This is a genomic window from Tissierella praeacuta DSM 18095 (assembly GCF_900128955.1).
GTDB classification, from domain to species: Bacteria; Bacillota; Clostridia; order Tissierellales; family Tissierellaceae; genus Tissierella; species Tissierella praeacuta.
Map to the genome: position 1 here is coordinate 13,791 of NZ_FQTY01000011.1, position 18,649 is coordinate 32,439.

Genomic DNA, 18,649 nt, shown 5'->3' on the forward strand with positions numbered 1-18,649 from the left:
AATGAAAAAAATATCAATTTTATTAAGTTTGATTTTAATCATGAATGTTTTCACAGGTTGTAGTTTAAAAAACAATAATGAGAATTCACAAAAAGAAGTGGAGAAAGCACAAGAACTTGAACAAAGGGAAAAAGTGAACACAGGAAAAGAAAATCCAGACAATAGAATGAGAAAAATAAGAGATTTAACTGGTCAGGAGTGGGAAATCCCCACAGCCGATAAAATCAATAAGGTTATGATTATTTCTCCCCCTTTACTTTCTTATTATACACTTTTAGTAAAGGATGTAGACAAACTTGTTGCAGTAAATCCATTGGCTTACACAGTATCAGGGAAAGATTTTCTCGATGTTATGCTGCCTGAGAGAGAACATATTGAAACAGGGTTTATTAAAGGATTTAATTCTAATACAGAAGAAGTATTAAAAATTAATCCTGATATTATTTTAGTATATGGAGATTTTCAAAAAAAGGGACTTGAAGATATAGATATTCCTGTAATTGATTTTTTCCAAAATACTTTTGACAATAGAGAATGGTCTGTTAATGCTTATAATCTTATGAAAGAAATCTTTGATTTTAAAGGAGAAACAGATTTAGATGAAGAGTGGGAAAAAGCTGAAAAAATTGTTGCAGAAGCATTAAAAAAAGTACCTGAAGACGAGAAAAAATTTGCCCTTATAATTCATCAAAACAATGGAGAGGAGTTGGTTATGCTTTCTACAAACTCATTCCATGCGGATTTCCTTGAGAAATCTGGAGTCCTTAATGTCGCATATAAGAATGATGATAAAGCTACGATGCACCAAAAGATCGCTATGCAACAAAGCCTCCTTTCAATGGAAGATATATATTCTTGGGATCCTGATATAGTATATGACTATCAAGGTAGAGATGCAGACTATTATTTACAAGGGAAAATTAAAGGGCAAGATTGGAGGGAAACCAGTGCAGTTAAAAATGGAAAGGTCTATGATTTTCCTCAAGGAGCATATAACTGGGGAGCAGCAGGCTTGGAGGGTCCCTTAACAATTGTTTGGATGACTATGAAAAATTACCCAGATACAATTGAAGAGACTTTCTTCAAACAGTATATGAAAGATTATTATAAGAAAATGTTTGGTGTTGAAATAGATGATAGTTTACAAGAACTGATTCTTGACCCCATAAAGAAGTAAATTGGAAATGATAAAAATGAAACATAAACAAGGTTTAACTTAAATGGGGGTTAAAGCCCCCTTAAGTTAAAAGCCAAAAATGAATATAAATTCAATAATATATTATTTATGGAGGTAAATTATGAATGAAAAAGAGTTAAGACAATATACAATAGGAAAAAATGTTTTATCCAACACATTACTTGCTCTTAAAATAATATTTGATTTAGTGCCGCAAGTGTTATTGGTGTTATTAATAAGCAAACTATTTAATGGAGGACTAACAGCAGATTATTTTAAGACTATTATTTTTAGTATGCTAATCTCCTATACCTTAAAAGAGATTTTTAACTATCTTGCAACTAAAGTTGCTCACGATAGAGCCTATAGCAAGCTTACGGAATTAAGGTTTGCTATAATAGAACATTTAAAGAAATTAGATTTAGGTTTTTTTAAGAAACATAGTACAGGAGAACTTACAAATATTATTCAGCATGATGTTGAGCAGGTGGAAGTATATTTAGCCCATGGGCTTCCTGAAATTATGTTAGCAACACTTCTTCCAATCTTAGTCTTTATAGCAATGCTGCTTATAGATTATAGACTAGCCTTTATAATGGTTGCTGGCGTGCCTTTAATGTACTTGGTGAGGATTATGTCAGCCAAGGCTATGGAAAAGAGATTTCAAATATATTTTGCAAGAGAAATGAAAATGCGTGAAGATATGATGGAGTATGTAAAAAACATTGCCGTTATCAAAGCTTTTGCAAAGGAGGAGGAATTTAGTGGTGAAACTTTAGAATCTGCAAGAACATATATATATGATTTGAAGAAGAGTATGGGTGCTGTAACTATTCCTATGGGGCTTATTGATATTTTTATGGAAATAGGAGTAGTTCTGGTTATGATTCTTGGAAGTATTTTATTATTAAATAGGAAAATATCGGTAGCTAAATTTATACTATCTATTATTTTATCTTCAGTATTTGTATCTGCTATAAGCAAGACTGCTACACTTCATCACTTCTCTATTGTCTTTACAGAAAAACTAAAGAGCATTAGTAAAGTGCTGGGAGTTTCTTTTCCAAAAGAAAAAGTAAATGAAAATCTTAAAATGGGTGATATAGAGTTTAAAAATGTAAGTTTTGAATATGAAAAGGATGGCTTTGCTTTAAAAGATATTAACTTGAAGTTTAAAGAAAATACTTTAAATGCTCTTGTAGGAGCCAGTGGTTGTGGGAAAAGCACCCTTGCAAGTCTTATAATGGGATTTTGGGATGTAGATTCTGGAGAATTAACAATTTCAGGGAAAGATATTTCACAATATAATGGAGATAGTATCTCAAACCTTGTAGGAAGCGTTCAGCAAGAGGTTATATTATTTAATTTAAGTATATTTGAGAATATCGCCATTGGTAAAGTTGGGGCTTCTAAGGAAGAGGTTATAGAAGCTGCCAAGAAAGCAAGGTGTCATGATTTTATTTCTTCCCTTCCCAATGGATATAACACTAAGGTTGGAGAAATGGGGGTTAAGCTATCAGGGGGAGAAAAACAAAGAATATCCATTGCTAGAATGATACTTAAAGATGCACCTATCTTAATTTTAGATGAAGCCATGGCAGCTGTAGACAGTGAAAATGAAAGGCTCATAGGTGAAGCTATTGATAATTTGAGTAAAGATAAAACTGTTATTACTATTGCTCATCACTTAAATACCATAAGAAATTCAGATCAAATTATCGTTATGGATAAAGGACTTGTCCTTGATGCAGGTACTCATGAAGAATTGATGGAAAGATGTAAGTTTTATAAGGATATGGTAGAGGCTCAAAACAAAGTAGATAGATGGGACTTAAAGGAGGGAGAATATGTTTAAAGAATTACTAGGGTTTTCCAGTAAAAAAGGGAAAAGAGATGTATTTATTTCAGCTTTATTCTTCTCCTTTTATGGATTAAGTTCCGTAGGAATGTTACTTACTGTTTTTTCAATTCTCTTTAAAATTTCCGATGGAACAGAGTTAAAAAAACTCTATGGAGAATTTATCTTGCTAATAAGTTTAGTTGTATTTAAAGGAAGCTGTAATATGATAGCTGATTTAAAGAAACATGAAGCAGGATTTGATATTGTACAGCAAATCAGAGAAAAAATGATTATAAAACTAAAACTTTTTAGTTTAGGTTTTTATACTAATGAAAGGTTAGGTGAATTAAACACTATTCTCCACAAAGATGTGGATAATATGTCTATGGTAGTAGGTCATATGTGGCCACGAATGTTTGGGGATTTCCTTATTTCTTTTGTAGTATTAATAGGACTTGCACTTTTGAACATAAGGTTGGCTCTTATTATGTTTGCATCTATTCCTATTGCTTTAGGATATTTACTCTATACAATTAAACAGGCTAAAAAAGTAGAAAATGAAAACAATTCTGCCTTAGCTGATATGGTAAGTTTATTTGTTGAGTATATAAGAGGTATTCCTGTATTGAAAAGTTTTTCTAATAATAAAAGTTTGGATAATGACCTTTTAGAAAAAACAAAAAAGTTTGGCGAGACAAGCAAGGCAGCATCTAAATTTAAAGCAAAGCAGCTTTCCATTTTTGGATTTTTGATTGATTTAGGATATTTGGTTCTTTTACTATCAGGTGGCATAATGGCATTAATAGGCAGTATTGACGTATTAGGATTTATGATTATGGCTGTAGTTTCTAAAGAATTTTATAAGCCTTTTGCTTCTATGGAAACCCACTATATGTACTATGTTTCAGCAGTAGATTCTTATGAGAGATTAGGGAGAATTTTGCATGCAGATGTAATACCAGATAAGGTAGATGGCATTGTTCCAAGACAAAACCATATATCATTTAAAAATATTGAGTTTTCCTATGAAGAAGATGAATTTAAAATGGAAAATCTAAATTTTAATATTGAGGAAAAACAGGTGACGGCTCTTGTAGGAGAGTCTGGAAGCGGAAAAACTACAATAACGAATTTGCTTTTAAGATTCTATGATGTAAAGGGTGGAAGTATTACACTTGGCGGTATTGACATAAGAGATATTCCATATGACGAGCTTTTGGATCGTATCAGTATTGTTATGCAGAATGTTCAACTATTTGATAATACCATTGAAGAGAATATTAGAGTAGGGAAAAAGGGAGCGACAAAAGAAGAAATAATAGAAGCCTCAAAAAAAGCAAGGATACATGACTTTATTATGAGTTTGCCTGATGGTTATGAGACAGATATTGGAGAAAACGGAGGGATATTATCAGGAGGACAAAGACAGAGAATATCCATTGCAAGGGCATTTTTGAAGGATGCACCGATTTTAATTCTTGATGAAATGACAAGCAATGTTGATCCTGTCAATGAGTCTTTAATACAAGATGCCATTACTGAACTTGCTAAAAACAGGACAGTACTTGTCGTAGCTCATCATCTAAAAACAATTCAAAGAGCAGATCAAATCCTTGTGTTTAAAAAAGGAAACTTACTTGAGAAAGGAAAACATGGAGAACTTTTGGAAAAGGGAGGGTACTATACCCAACTATGGAGAGCCCAGTATGGTGTTTAGGTAAGATAAAATAGTGTTTATTTTTAAATTTTATATAAAGATAGGAGTGCAAATATGAATATTACGCCAAATATTTATTATAAAACCATTTTACAATATAGAGAAGCACAGATTCTATTTGAAGCTATAAAATTAGATATTTTTTCCTATTTGGACAAACCAATTACATTAGAAGAAATTACAAAAATTACAAATTACAATAGAGAAAATCTTAATATTTTTTTAATGGCACTTTCATCCTGTGGATATATAGAAAAAAATGATTTGATATACTGTAATACTGTGGCAAGTAAAGTATATCTTTCTAAAAATAGTAAAAAATATATAGGACAAGCTATTTTATTTAGAGAAGAAATGGGATCTATTTTGGGAATAGAGAAAAGGGTTAGGTATGGATTTACAAAGGAAGATAAGACATATAACTTTTCAGAACTTGCTAAAGTTGTACATCATGAAATGTATGCAACTGGAAGAGTTTATGATTTTAATATAGAGATTAAGCAAATATTTTCTAATCCATGTATGTCATATAAAGTGTTGGATTTAGGTGGAGGTTCTGGAGTATTGGCTATTGAATTTGTAAAAAATTTCCCCAATAGTGTAGCCTATGTATTTGAAACCCCTGAAGTTGCCCTTACAACTAAAAAAATAATTAAACAAAATAATATGGAAAATTATATTTCTGTTTTAGAAGGTGATTTTAATGTAGACGATATAGGGAAGGATTATGATTTAATAATTGCTTCTGGAATTTTTAATTTTGTAAGTGTGGAGATTAATAAGTTTATAAATAAAATTGCTAGATGTAATTTTTTAGATAAAACACAAATTTAGACTAATACTAAAAAAGTGATTTTATATTCCAAAGTTAAGGAATATAAAATCACTTTTTTATTTATCCAAATCTCTAAACTTGGTATTACATGAGCGAGGGAGATAATCCTTATGTTTTTTAGCTATGTCTCTTACATCTTTAGGACAAATACCTTTGTACTTTTTATAATATGTGGTAAATTTGCTATGGGAGGAATATCCTACTGATTTTGCAACATCTTTTATTTCTAGACTTGTATTTAAAAGTAGGGTTTCTGCAATGTTCATTCGTTTTCTCTGAGAATATTCAGTAATAGTCATTTGATATTTTTGTTTAAATAGTTTTTTCAATTTAGTACCACTCATCATAGCAATTTTTTCTAATATTTCTTGAGGGACATCTAAAGCGTAGTGATCATCTAAGTAATGGGCTACATTTTCAATAGCTATATTATCATCATAGGGAATTTTTTTGTTTTCTTTGCTTAAAAATGCATTTATAGTTATACTTAGCCATTCTTTGGCTTTTGCTTCAAAAAACATCTCAGCAGCAGGAGAAGTCATTTTACAGTTTAAAATTGATAGGGCTAGCTTTTCAATTGCCGTAGATATAAGAGATTTTGTCTCAAAAAACACATTTGAAAAATTTACATTCTTCTTATTCTTTATACAAGATAGATGCTCTTTTATCATCTTTTTTTTAAAACCAATCCCAACACTTAGATATGGGAAATTTCCATGTAGTAAAAATTTGTAGTTTTGCTGAGCTGCACTTGTATCTATAACATACAAAGAGTTAGAAAACAGTGTTTCATAAGGATTGAAACTTTCTCCATTTGCAGTTATAAGATATGAAGAATAAAAGGATATTAAATTACCAATGTGGGGAAAAGAGGCTACAACTCTTTCTTTTTTTATAAAAAAATCGTGGATTTCAATAATAAATTCATCTGTTTCATAAAACCAGTAAATACCCTCAAACTCTTCATTTTCAGTGCAAAATGCATGACCGACTTGGCAATATTTACAATTATCTATGCATGGGTTTAAACCCATATCTTTTATTAAATCTTTATATAAATTCATAAGAAAACCCTCCTAATATTCCTTTTAGACATTATTCCGATTAGACAAAGAACTCGTATAAATATTGTATCATTATTTATTAAATGGTACAATCTCTTGTAATAAAGAGTAATTACTTTTTTGTTAGTAGGTAATCGTGTCTAAAAGAATTAAAATAAAAAGGGGATGATAGTTTTGAAAGATAAAGAAAAGAAACCCTCAGTATTAAAAAGATTACTCCCTTATGGAGGTCAAAAAAATTATATGCTTTTTTTGGCAATGATATTTTCAGGTCTTTCAGGGATTATGGTACTTATGCCAATGGTATATATTCATAAAATTGTAAGCGGAATTATATTAAGTAATGATATTAATTCTGCAGCAATTAGATCTAATGCCACTTATGCGGCCTTATTTGCAGTTGCAGGACTTTTGCTTTATACCTTTTCACTTATTGTTTCCCATCTTTTTGCTTTTGAGGTGGAGGCAAATATTGTTAAGTTAAGCATAAAAAAACTGATAAATAAGCCTTTGGGGTTTTTTGCAAATAGGGAAAGTGGAAAAATCCGAAACATAATTGTAGATGGAGCGGCAGAGACTCACTCATTTTTAGCCCATCAACTACCAGATTTAGCTATGACTATAATTACACCTATTATACTTATTATTTTTTTCTTCATTTTTGATTGGAGATTAGGTCTAGCTAGTTCTATTCCCATTATTATTGGATTTATGCTTATGTCGACTATGATGAACAAAGATACAAAGAAAATGCGAGATGAATATTTTGGGGGGTTAGCCAATCTATCAGCTGAATCTGTAGAATATGTTAGGGGGATTCCTGTAGTTAAAACTTTTGCTCAAAGCTTAGAAAGCTTTGATAGGCTTTACTCATTAATTATAGACATTAAAAATAAAGTCATGGAAATGACTATGGGATATAAAAATAAAATGTCACTTTTTGAAGCTATTTCAAGTTCTACAGCATTTTTCCTCGTGCCTATTGCTATATTAATAATTAAAAATGGCGGAGATGTAAGGACAGTTCTTGGAAATAGTGTTATTTACCTTTTAATTGGACCTGCTTTTGGTGTTTTTATTATGCGTTCAGCAACAATTAACCAATACACTTATTTTGCAGAACTAGCTCTAAATAAGATTGATGACATTTTGGACTATGAGGATTTTACCTATGGAAATAAGAATTCTTCTAATAAAGATATAGAATTTAAAAACGTAACTTTTTCTTATAATAATGAGAAAGTTTTAGACAATATTTCTTTTAAAATAGAAAAAGGAAAAACAGTAGCTTTAGTAGGACCATCTGGAGGAGGAAAAACAACAATAGCTCGTCTTGCTGCTAGATTTTATGATGCAGATGAAGGAGAAATATTAATCGGCGGCATAAACATTAAAGACTACAATAAATCTAAATTAATGGAGAAAATATCTTTTGTATTTCAAAATTCAAAATTATTTAAAATGAGTTTAAAAGACAATTTATTAATAGGGAATCCTACTGCTACAGATGATGAAATTGAAGAAGCTCTTTTAAATTCAGGGTCAAAAGAAATTATAGATAATCTTGAAGATGGCCTTGAAACAGTATATGGGACTAAGGGAACATATTTCTCAGGGGGAGAGGCACAAAGACTTTCTATTGCCAGAGCTTTTCTTAAAAACTCAGATATCATAATTTTAGATGAAGCAACTGCTTTTGCAGATCCTGAAAATGAGCATATTATTCAAGAATCCTTCAAGAAACTTTCAAAAGGTAAAACCACTCTTATGATAGCCCATAGACTATCTACAGTGGTAAATGCAGATAAAATACTCCTAATAGAAAGTGGGAGAATTGTAGAAAGCGGAAGTCACGAAGAACTATTAGAAAAAGGATCCAAATACAAAAATATGTGGGATGAATATCAAAAATCAATTAATTGGAAGTTAGGAGGTAGAAAATGAAAGATTATTTTATAAAAAGATATGCCATGTCAGACATTGGAGCTGAAAATCTTAAAAAATCAATTTTTTCACATACAATTTTAAATTTAACAAAAATGTTTCCTCCTATAGTTGGGTTTATGTTTTTATTTCAATACTTGGAAGAATTAGAAGGAATAAGCACATTTCAAAGTTTATCATTTTTCAAATACATTATTTTAATTATCCTGATGACAGGAATAATGTATTTAGTGGCAAGATGGGATTATGTAAGGCTTTACAACAATGTCTATGAAGAGAGTGCCAATTCAAGGATTGATATTGCAAATAGATTAAAAAAACTTCCTTTGTCTTATTTTAGCAAACGTGATATTGCAGATCTTTCAGCAACTATGATGAGTGATATGACCCTTTATGAACAAATTTTTTCTCACGCTGTTCCTCATATCTACTCAACTGCAATTTCTACTATAATTATAGGAATAATGATTTTAAACTATAACTGGAAACTAGGTTTAGCTGCTCTTTGGGTAATACCAGTTGCATTGATTGTATTTTATTTTTCAAAGCACAGTCAAAAGAAGTCAGTAGATGCATGGATACAAACCAACAGAGAAGTTTTTGATGACTTGCAAGAAAAGATTGATCAAATAAGTGACATAAAAGCTTATAATTTAGAAGAAAAAGTAATGAATGAATTTTTATTTAAAATGAATAAAACTACCAAAGCTAAAATTAATGCTGAGTTCTCCTCTGGTATTGCAAATGCCTTATCAGGAATGCTTCTAAAATTTGGAATAGTTTCAGTGGCAATCATAGGAGCAAATATGCTAATAGCAGGTGAAATTAATGCTCTTGTATATATTGCCTTTTTAATGCTTACTGCAAGTATATATTTACCAATTGAAGGAATTCTTTCTTTCATGGCTATGATAATTATGTTAGATAGTGTAGTAGGAAGAATTAAAGAAATTAAGACCATGCCTATACAAGAAGGAAAAAAAGAAATGGCTCCAAATAGCTATGACATAGAATTTAAAGATGTAGTCTTTGGTTATGATGATTATACAGTAATTAATGGAGCAAGTTTTACTGCAAAGCAAGGAGAAGTTACAGCCTTAATAGGACCATCAGGTAGTGGAAAGACCACCCTTACAAAACTTGCAACTAGATTTTGGGATATAGATAAAGGAAAAATCCTATTAGGTGATGTGGATATTAGTAAAATTGATCCAGAAACATTGCTTAAGAATTATGCAATAATATTTCAAGATGTGGTACTATTTAATGCCAGCATAAAGGATAATATAGCAATAGGGAAAAAAGGAGCTAGTGAGGAGGAAATTTTGAAAGCTGCAAAAATAGCTAGATGTGATGAGTTTATAGATAGAATGCCAGAAGGAATAAATACAGTTATAGGTGAAAATGGGGAAAGACTCTCTGGAGGAGAACGTCAGAGAATCTCTATAGCAAGAGCAATACTAAAAGATGCACCTATTATTCTAATGGATGAAGCCACTGCTTCCTTAGACGTAGAAAACGAAAGCCTTATACAAGAAGCTATTTCTCATTTAATTAAAAATAAAACAGTTATAGTAATTGCTCATAGAATGAGAACCATAAGAAGTGCTGATAAAATAGTTCTTCTTAATAAAGGCAAAATAGAAGGCGTGGGAACAGATGAAGAACTTAAAGAAAAGTCTAAGACCTATCAAAATATGTTAAAAATGTCCATGGCTTCTGAAGCGGCAGAGTCAATATAAGAGGGGAGATGATTTGAAAGCTACCATGTAAAATTTAAAGAGTAAAAACTTTAAACTATGTTTATAACAAGCTTAAAACAAACTAATTATAGGTATATTACACAAGGAGGATTGTATGAATTTAAAAAACATTGAATCACTGAGAAAAGCTATTTTAAAAGAGGAATATGGAGCAGAAATACAGGACAGTTATATAACTGGTGCTTCGTACATTTACCAAACAACACAGTTTCCTAACACATCTATAAAGTATAAAAATTATTATGTATTATATAGAATTAACTCTTATTTTGGGGCTTGCTCTTATGAAAAAGAGCAGTTGGATTTAGATTTAGCCAATGAAAATTCAGGTAAATTTGTTAAAGATGTTATAAAGATTGACAATTTGCCCATTAGAATTGCAACTATGGACGCGTTTTTAGGAAGCAAGTTTTTACACAAAGAGAATTGTAATGAAAAAATTACAATACCATCTGGTACACCTTTAGAAAAAGCAAATGCTAGGGATGAATTGATAGCACGCTTGGCAAATGTGAAAGAAGGTGAAAAAGTTGCCTTAATCGGAGTAGTTGACCCGTTGGTGAAATCCATTAAAAAAAATGGTGCAATTTGTTTGCCCTGTGATTTTAATTTAGATAAAACTTCTTATGGAGACATTGTTGAATCTGATATGGAAGTAGTATTGAAAGATGCGGATAAAATAATATGTACTGCTATGACACTTAGTAACAATACTTTTGATAGGATTTTAGAGGTAGCAAGGGAAAGAGGGTTACCATTAACTGTTTATGCACAAACTGGAAGTGCTGTAGTAGCTCAATTTATTGGCAAGGGGGTTACATCACTCTTAGCAGAACCCTTTCCTTTTACTCAGTTTAGCAGTGGAGCAACGGAAGTGTTTTTATATTATTGAGTATAAAATAATCTATAGAAAATTAAAGCTGACTATTTTAGAATCATATAATTTAAACTTAAAGAATAAAAAATTTAGATTTTTAGGAGGATTATCATGAAGAAAAAAATTATCAGTATTGCATTTGTAGCGGTGTTAGCACTGGTTTTATTTGTGGGATGTGGTAACGATAAAAGTACACAAGATGTAAGTGGTCAAAAATCAACAGAAGCAACTAAAACTGTGGATACAAATGCAACAGATCAAGAAGAATTAATTTTCGTAGAAAGAGAGATAGCAAGTAAAATGGATCCGAATTTTTATCCAGGATCTAGTCATTACCTAGCGAATGGTGCTTCTGAAACATTATTTAAAATTCAAGCAAATGGAGAAGTAGAACCCTTTCTAGCAAAAGGCTCTAAACAAATTGATGAAACTACATGGAAAATTGATTTAAGACCAGAAGCTAAGTTTTGGAGTGGAGAATCTATTACTGCTCAAGCTGTCATAGATTCTTTAGAAAGATCTAGGGAAACAAATGTTAGAGCGTTGCCATTTTTAGAAGGGATTAGTTTTACGCCAATAGATGATTATAGTTTTGAAGCAAAAACAGAAAGAAAGAATTTAAACTTGCCCCTATCTCTTGCTTATATGGAATTATCCATTATAAATGCATCTAAAGCCCACGATTCTATAGAGACAATGGATATGAGCGGCATGTATAAAGTAGTTGAATTTCAACCTAAGAAAAAAATAGTTTTAGAAATAAATGAAAATTATTATGGAAAAAAACCTACTATTAAAAGAATAATCCATGAAGAAATAATGGACAATGAAGCTAGAACTCTTGCAGCCTCTAGTGGTAGGGGTGACATAGTAAGAGGGATACCAAATGAAAGTGTTGCACAATTAAAAAAGGATGACAATCTAGTGCTGCATATGGCACCAGCTGCCAATACACAGACTATATATCTTAATCTACAAAAAGAACATTTAAAAGATGTAAAGGTGAGACAAGCCTTGGCGTGGGCCTTGGATAGAGATGAGTTGGTTGTATTGGGCTCGGAAGGATTAAGCACCCCAGTCACTACTTGGTTAGGTTCTAACCCTAAATATGCAGAGGCTAAGAATGCTGTTTATACAAAATATGATCCAGATAAAGCCAAGGATTTACTTGAGGAAGCAGGTTGGAAGTTAGGAGATGATGGAATTAGACATAAAAATGGAGAAAAACTACAATTTAAATTGAGAACTTGGGGACAAGATAAAGCCTTAGGTGAAACCATTCAAAATCAATGGTCTAGAATTGGTGTTGACACAGAGGTTATTTATGGAGACTATGCTTTAATTGAAACGGCAAGAGAAACAGGCGACTGGGATGGCTTAATTGAGGCTTGGCAAACCTATGGTGATGAGCACTCACTTTTAAGTGGTCAATTTAGCCCAACTGGAACAGCAAATTACGGAAAATATGATGATGCGGAAACAAATAAGTTATTGGAAGAGCTTTTAAATGCTAAAACCGCTGAAGAAAGGCATGAACTTGCATTAGCTATAAATGAAAGAATAGCTATGGAGGTTCCTGCTATATATATGTACCCAAGAGTAGAAACGTCTGCTGTCAAGAAATCGTTAAAAGGATATAAAGAACACTTTAGACAATTTGAAAATGTAGTAAATTCAGATTTGGAATTTGAGGGATATTGATGTTTACAAAAATACTAAAAAAAACGATGGAGATGGTTGTGACCATCTTCATCGCTACAATTATTATATTTGTATTAATAAGATTGTCTCCAAGGGATCCTGTGAAAATAGTTATGGGAAATCCGGAAATAGCAATGACTAATACAAAAGAGTATGATATACGATATGAAAAAATGAGGGAAGAGCTTAATTTAGACAAAAGCATAGCTTTTCAATATATTTCATGGATTAAAAGGGTATTAAAATTTGACTTTGGGAAATCAATCTACACAGGCAGACCTGTTGCAGATGAAATAAAGGAGCGGATTCCTGCAACCGTATTACTTGCTATTCCTTCTATGATTCTTCAATGTATTTTAGGAATTTCCTTGGGGGTTATTTCTGCAGTTAGACATGAAAAGTTTACGGATCAAGTCATTCGTTTTATAAGCGTATTTTTTTCATCAGTGCCGGCATTTGCACTTGGGTTAATGTTGCTTTACTATTTTGGAGTTTATCTAAAATATTATGAAGTTTCAAACGTAGCTAATGTAAGTAGACTTTGGCTTCCTGTCATTGTTTTAGGGGTAATTTCATCACCTTCTTTAATAAGGGTGGTAAGAACTAATATGTTGCAAGAATTCGGCAGAGCCTATATATCATTCGGCATTGCCCGAGGACTTAGCAAGGGAGATATATTAAAAAATGCAATAAAAAATATTGCACTTCCAATAATAACAATTTTAGCCCTTTCATTTGTTTCCCTACTAAGTGGTGCTGTAGTTATAGAGAGTATTTTTACTTGGCCAGGCATGGGAAGGTATGCTATGGAAAGTATATTACTAAACGACTATCCAGTTACACAAGCCTACGCTTTATTTATGACTATTATGATTGTTATAATAAATTTCTTTGTTGATATAATTTATACTTATGCAAATCCGAAAGTTAAAATGGGAAGGGGGCGATAAGATGCAAAAAAACAAATCTCTATCACTTATTATAGGAATAATACTAATAACATCAATTATAGTTTTAGTTGCTTTTGCAAATGTATTTGCACCTTATGACCCCATTGAACAAGTTCCTGAAAATCGATTAATGTCTTTTAGTTCAAAGCATATATTTGGAACGGATCAATATGGAAGAGATATTTTTTCTAGGGTTTTATTTGGAGGAAGAACCACTCTAACAACCTCACTTTCTGCCTTGATATTGACAGTAATTTTGGGGCTTTTTCTGGGAATGGTGTCAGGTTATTATGGAGGCTTAATAGATGCTTTATTGATGAGGATTGTAGACGTAATGATGGCTTTTCCTTTTATGGTATTGGCTCTAATAGTAACGTCCCTATTTGGCATTAGTTTTTTAAACCTGTTAATTACTGTTGTAGTCATTGGCTGGGTACCTTTTGCTAGGTTGACGAGAAGTATAGTTATAGACGCTAAGGAAAATACCAACGTACAGGCATCAGAAATTTTAGGAGCAAAAAGTTGGAGAATAATGATAGAAGAATTGCTACCGCAGGTTATAAGCCCAGTGATGGTTATGGCTACATTTGAGCTTGGCAAATTAATGCTTTCAATTTCAGCACTCTCCTTTTTTGGCTTAGGGGCTAAACCACCTTCTCCAGAATGGGGAAGTATGTTATCAGATGGAAAAACATTTTTCTTTCAAGCACCCTATATAATAGTTGGACCAACCTTAGCTATAATATTATCTGTGTTATCTTTAAACCTAATTGGAGAAGGGTTAAGGGATTTAATGGATCCATATGAGATACCTAAACTGGAAGATTGTCCAAAAAGGAGATTGTTAGGATGAAGGATATAAAATTAAGAGTTAAGAAATTAAATGTTGAATATATAAAAGATGGGAATTCATTTAAAGCGGTTTCTAATATCTCTTTTATCCTTAAAGCAGGTGAGGTCATATCAATTATAGGAGAAAGCGGTTCTGGCAAATCTAGCTTAGCTAAAGCTTTAATAGGTCTTTTACCTGTATCTGCAAAGGTAAAAGGTGAGGTGGGCTTATATCCGAATTTTCTTATTAACTTAGAAAGTGATTTAAAGGTATGGAGTAAAATCAGGGGGAGAAAGATAGCCTATATTTTTCAAGATGCTCAAGAAGCTTTAAATCCTATGATGACTATTAATGATCATTTCAAAGAAACCCTGCTAAACCATTTTAAAATGAGTGATACAGAAATATATAAAATAAGTAAAGAGTATTTAGAATATTTAAATTTTAAAGATGCAGACAAAATATTGAAATCTTATCCCTTTGAACTCAGTGGTGGTATGTGTCAGAGAGTTTGTATAGCTCTGTGTTTAGTCTTAAAGCCGGAGATACTAATAGCTGATGAAGCTACTTCTGCCTTAGATGTGCTTAACCAAATGGAGATAATTAATTTATTGAAAAAAATACAAAAAGATTTTAATTTATCTATTATATTTATAACTCATGATATAACTGTTGCCAGATTAATAGCTGATAGAATAATTGTAATGTATAATGGGACTCAAGTGGAAAAAGGTACAGTTGAGGATGTGTTTAAAAAGCCTTCCTCAGACTATACTAAAAAAATTATTTATTGTAATAAATGTTTATTTAATTTAAAAGATAAAAGGGAAGATAGGGTTTTAAATAGCTTGCCCAAACCTTTATTAGAAATAGAAGGTGTAAACAAAAGATACAAAAATAATGGTTTTAATGCATTATCTGACATAGGGATAAAAATAAATGAAAGAGAAACTGTAGGAATTCTAGGTGAGAGTGGGTGTGGTAAATCAACTTTAGCGAAATGCATTATAGGCTTAGAAGATATAGATAGTGGGGAGATATTCTTTGATGGAGAGAGAATTGATAAATTTAGAAAAAAAGAAAGAAAACAGATATATAGAAAAATGCAAATGATATTTCAAGATGCCCGTAATTCTTTGAATCCAAGAAGAAAAACCATAGAACTTGTAAACGAACCTAATAAATATATGAAAATTTATAATAGAGAAGATGATAATCCAGTTCAAGATATATTAAAAGAAGTAGCTATAAACACTATTCATTTTAACAGCAGACCTCCACAATTAAGTACTGGGCAGTGTCAAAGGGTGGCTATAGCAAGAGCCCTAATGGTTAAACCCAAACTTTTAATTTGTGATGAAATAGTATCTGCTTTAGATGTTGAAAATAAATTACAAATATTGAAGTTGTTATTAAATGTTAGGGAAAATTATAATACAGCTTTAATCATGATATCTCATGACATACAATTTTTAAAATCAATTTGCGATAGGATACTTATAATGCAAGATGGTCATATTGTTGACGAATTTAATATTTGTTGTGAAGATAATTATTGTGTGGACAAAATGAGTACAGTGAACGAATTATTATACGTGGCTAAGGAGATGGAGAGTCAATTTGTGGATAAAATTTAGAAACAAATAAATAAAATCTTAACAGTATAAGGGAGGGTGTATTTTGGATAAGAGTATTTTAGATTTGGTGGGAACAACTTCGTTAATTTCATTAAAGAACATTCAGGCCTATACAAAAAGAATTTTACTCAAAATGGAAAGTTTTAATCCAGCTGGTAGTGTAAAAGATAGATCAGCGAAGTATATTATTGAAGAAGCAGAAAAAAGAGGTTTGCTAAAACCAGGAGGTACGATTATTGAGTCTTCTAGCGGTAACTTTGGTATAGCATTAGCTATGATAGGCGCTGCAAAAGGCTATAACATCAAAATTTTAGTAGATCCAAAAACAACAGAGTCCAACAAAGCATTATTAAAGGGGTATGGAGCTGAAGTGATTGTAGTTACTGAAAAAGATGATTGTGGCAGTTACCACAAGACTCGAATAGCACTTGCTAATAAGATGGCATCTGAAATAGATAATTCATTTAGGCCAGATCAGTGTTTTAGCCTATTAAACAGTCAAGCACATTATGAACAAACTGCTAAGGAATTATTAGAACAATGTGATGACAATATAGGGGCTATAGTAGTTGCAGTAAGCACTGGTGGACAAATAGGTGGTATATCAAAGTACTTTAAAGAGAATAGACCAGATATAAAAATAATAGGTGTTGATGCAATAGGATCTATAATATTCGGTGGAGAAGCTAAATCATATTTAACGCCAGGTGTTGGGCTTGGCTGGACTCCTGTCAACTTGAATATAGATTTAGTAGATGAAGGATATTTAATTGAAGATGAATTAGCATTTATAGCCGCAAGAGTTTTAGCGAAACATGAAGGAATAATGATAGGGCCATCTTCAGGTGCTGTTTTTTTAACTTCAATGCATATTGCAGATATCTTACCAAAAGATAAGATTGTCATTTCTATGGTGGCTGATAGAGGCGATAGATATGTAGATACATTATTTAATGAAAAATGGCTTGGAGAAGTTGGTTTTTCTATTGATACCAATATTAATTTTCTAATTGACAAAGCTAAAAGGTTAAAACCAAAACATACAAATGCTAACAAAAGTTTTTTTTATAATAATGAAATTGAAAAGGAGTTATCTATTCCAAAGAGCACTAAAGATATAAATGAAGAAATTATGAAACAAAATAAAGTTAGATTTGGTGAATAAAATGAGAATAAAGACATTTCAATCCTTATCTATTAAGGAAACATTAAGGGACAATGTTATAACAAAATACCATAATGAATTGCTAGATAGTGAAATTTATTTTAAAAATAGGAAAAGAAACTTCAATATTAAAGACATATTAAACCAATATTCAAAATTTATTATTGAAGATATTTTGGTAAAAAATTATAAACCTTGTTTATATATACATGAGGAGAGTAATACAGAGTATACCATTAGGTCAATATTGACTTGTGTTGATATTTTAGATAGCTTAAAAGAAAAAGTTATAAAACATGAACAAATATACAAAGAGAAAATAGAAAATATGTGTAGTTGTTTTACTGAGTGTCCAGTGCAGTCTGAGCCTATAATGTTGTTTTATACTGAAAGTCATGAATTTATTGATAATCTTATAGATGAAGTAATAGAGAAACAGAAAGAAACTTACAGTTTTGTATCAATTAATAATAAGAAACACAGATATTGGAGAATTGAAAATAATGATACTATAAATAAATTTATTGAAATTTTTAATAAGATTGGTAGTCTATATGTTGCAGATGGACATCATAGGTTGTGTTCATTGGAAAACTTATATAATATGACTGACAATATTGATATTCAAACTAATTTCAATAAAGTATTTGCTAATATTGTTTCAGCTAGTCAAATTAAAACCATTAGATTTTCAAGAGAATGGAAAATAAGAGCTACTGATAATATAAACAAGCAAAAAGAAAGTTTCCTTGAGGCCTTGAATAAATATTTCTACGTTTATAGTGATTTCAATAATGAGTATGATTCAGATGAGAATACGATTATGAAATTCTGTGATGAGATATTTTATTTAAAAAGAAACAAATCAAACATGAGAGAAGTAAATGGATGTTCGGCAGAGATATTTCAAAAATATATAGAACCTTTAATGAATAGTTGTTTTGATTGTTGTAGAGAAATTGAGCCATCAATAAATAATGATATAGAAAATGATAATTTAAATAGAATAACTTTTAATTTTTCGTCACCAAGTATTGATGAAATTATTCTATTGTGTAAAAAAGGATATAAATTTCCTAGAAAAACAACTTTCTTTTATCCTAAAATAGAAGATGGAGTGATTTTTTGTGTATAAAATAATCAATTA

General features: G+C 31.1%; 14 protein-coding genes. 13 read left to right on the forward strand and 1 reads right to left on the reverse strand.

All coding sequences use genetic code 11. The annotated features are described in order from the left end of the window. Position 1 precedes the first annotated feature (1 nt). The 4 genes from BUB33_RS10885 (at position 2) to BUB33_RS10900 (ending at position 5,568) form a co-directional block, all read left to right on the forward strand. Positions 2–1,177: an ABC transporter substrate-binding protein gene (locus BUB33_RS10885; RefSeq protein WP_072976292.1), complete on the forward strand. Its 1,176-nt coding sequence runs from the start codon at positions 2–4 to the stop codon at positions 1,175–1,177. 121 nt (positions 1,178–1,298) lie between these two features. Next, positions 1,299–3,032: an ABC transporter ATP-binding protein gene (locus BUB33_RS10890; RefSeq protein WP_072976293.1), complete on the forward strand. Its 1,734-nt coding sequence runs from the start codon at positions 1,299–1,301 to the stop codon at positions 3,030–3,032. Continuing rightward, a complete protein-coding gene (locus tag BUB33_RS10895; protein ID WP_072976294.1) occupies positions 3,025–4,734 on the forward strand; it encodes an ABC transporter ATP-binding protein in 1,710 nt (569 codons plus the stop codon). Before BUB33_RS10890 ends, BUB33_RS10895 begins: the two co-directional genes overlap by 8 nt. A gap of 54 nt (positions 4,735–4,788) precedes the next feature. Next, positions 4,789–5,568: a class I SAM-dependent methyltransferase gene (locus BUB33_RS10900; RefSeq protein ID WP_072976295.1), complete on the forward strand. Its 780-nt coding sequence runs from the start codon at positions 4,789–4,791 to the stop codon at positions 5,566–5,568. A gap of 57 nt (positions 5,569–5,625) precedes the next feature. Here BUB33_RS10900 and BUB33_RS10905 read toward each other — a convergent pair whose 3' ends face one another. Further along, a complete protein-coding gene (locus BUB33_RS10905; protein ID WP_072976296.1) occupies positions 5,626–6,633 on the reverse strand; it encodes a helix-turn-helix transcriptional regulator in 1,008 nt (335 codons plus the stop codon). 174 nt (positions 6,634–6,807) lie between these two features. Here BUB33_RS10905 and BUB33_RS10910 point away from each other — a divergent pair, with 174 nt between their 5' ends. From BUB33_RS10910 to BUB33_RS10950, 9 genes are all read left to right on the forward strand, one after another. Beyond that, entirely contained in the window at positions 6,808–8,577 is a 1,770-nt protein-coding gene (locus BUB33_RS10910) for an ABC transporter ATP-binding protein (RefSeq protein ID WP_234950038.1), read from the forward strand. Then, the gene (locus BUB33_RS10915) at positions 8,574–10,319 is read left to right on the forward strand and encodes an ABC transporter ATP-binding protein (RefSeq protein WP_072976298.1); all 1,746 of its coding nucleotides are present in this window, start codon (positions 8,574–8,576) and stop codon (positions 10,317–10,319) included. The genes BUB33_RS10910 and BUB33_RS10915 overlap by 4 nt, the downstream gene beginning before the upstream one ends. A gap of 115 nt (positions 10,320–10,434) precedes the next feature. Next, positions 10,435–11,232, forward strand: coding sequence for a Rossmann-like domain-containing protein (locus BUB33_RS10920; protein ID WP_072976299.1), 798 nt, complete (start codon positions 10,435–10,437; stop codon positions 11,230–11,232). Positions 11,233–11,328: 96 nt separating this feature from the next. Beyond that, positions 11,329–12,918: an ABC transporter substrate-binding protein gene (locus tag BUB33_RS10925; protein ID WP_072976300.1), complete on the forward strand. Its 1,590-nt coding sequence runs from the start codon at positions 11,329–11,331 to the stop codon at positions 12,916–12,918. After that, positions 12,918–13,868, forward strand: coding sequence for an ABC transporter permease (locus BUB33_RS10930; protein WP_072976301.1), 951 nt, complete (start codon positions 12,918–12,920; stop codon positions 13,866–13,868). The genes BUB33_RS10925 and BUB33_RS10930 overlap by 1 nt, the downstream gene beginning before the upstream one ends. Before the next feature lies 1 nt (position 13,869). Next, on the forward strand, positions 13,870–14,721 hold the full coding sequence (locus BUB33_RS10935; protein ID WP_072976302.1) for an ABC transporter permease: 852 nt from the start codon (positions 13,870–13,872) through the stop codon (positions 14,719–14,721). Continuing rightward, positions 14,718–16,337, forward strand: coding sequence for an ABC transporter ATP-binding protein (locus BUB33_RS10940; protein ID WP_072976303.1), 1,620 nt, complete (start codon positions 14,718–14,720; stop codon positions 16,335–16,337). Before BUB33_RS10935 ends, BUB33_RS10940 begins: the two co-directional genes overlap by 4 nt. A gap of 43 nt (positions 16,338–16,380) precedes the next feature. Then, positions 16,381–17,502: a cysteine synthase family protein gene (locus BUB33_RS10945; protein WP_115322176.1), complete on the forward strand. Its 1,122-nt coding sequence runs from the start codon at positions 16,381–16,383 to the stop codon at positions 17,500–17,502. A 1-nt stretch (position 17,503) separates the two neighbouring features. Further along, a complete protein-coding gene (locus tag BUB33_RS10950) occupies positions 17,504–18,637 on the forward strand; it encodes a DUF1015 family protein (RefSeq protein ID WP_072976305.1) in 1,134 nt (377 codons plus the stop codon). Positions 18,638–18,649: the final 12 nt, after the last annotated feature.

What these genes read in the sequence shown, in the direction of transcription:
- BUB33_RS10885 (WP_072976292.1), top strand. Translation starts at nt 2, where the DNA reads ATGAAAAAAATATCAATTTTATTAAGTTTGATTTTAATCATGAATGTT.
- BUB33_RS10890 (WP_072976293.1), top strand. Translation starts at nt 1,299, where the DNA reads ATGAATGAAAAAGAGTTAAGACAATATACAATAGGAAAAAATGTTTTA.
- BUB33_RS10895 (WP_072976294.1), top strand. Translation starts at nt 3,025, where the DNA reads ATGTTTAAAGAATTACTAGGGTTTTCCAGTAAAAAAGGGAAAAGAGAT.
- BUB33_RS10900 (WP_072976295.1), top strand. Translation starts at nt 4,789, where the DNA reads ATGAATATTACGCCAAATATTTATTATAAAACCATTTTACAATATAGA.
- BUB33_RS10905 (WP_072976296.1), bottom strand. Translation starts at nt 6,633, where the DNA reads ATGAATTTATATAAAGATTTAATAAAAGATATGGGTTTAAACCCATGC.
- BUB33_RS10915 (WP_072976298.1), top strand. Translation starts at nt 8,574, where the DNA reads ATGAAAGATTATTTTATAAAAAGATATGCCATGTCAGACATTGGAGCT.
- BUB33_RS10920 (WP_072976299.1), top strand. Translation starts at nt 10,435, where the DNA reads ATGAATTTAAAAAACATTGAATCACTGAGAAAAGCTATTTTAAAAGAG.
- BUB33_RS10925 (WP_072976300.1), top strand. Translation starts at nt 11,329, where the DNA reads ATGAAGAAAAAAATTATCAGTATTGCATTTGTAGCGGTGTTAGCACTG.
- BUB33_RS10930 (WP_072976301.1), top strand. Translation starts at nt 12,918, where the DNA reads ATGTTTACAAAAATACTAAAAAAAACGATGGAGATGGTTGTGACCATC.
- BUB33_RS10935 (WP_072976302.1), top strand. Translation starts at nt 13,870, where the DNA reads ATGCAAAAAAACAAATCTCTATCACTTATTATAGGAATAATACTAATA.
- BUB33_RS10940 (WP_072976303.1), top strand. Translation starts at nt 14,718, where the DNA reads ATGAAGGATATAAAATTAAGAGTTAAGAAATTAAATGTTGAATATATA.
- BUB33_RS10950 (WP_072976305.1), top strand. Translation starts at nt 17,504, where the DNA reads ATGAGAATAAAGACATTTCAATCCTTATCTATTAAGGAAACATTAAGG.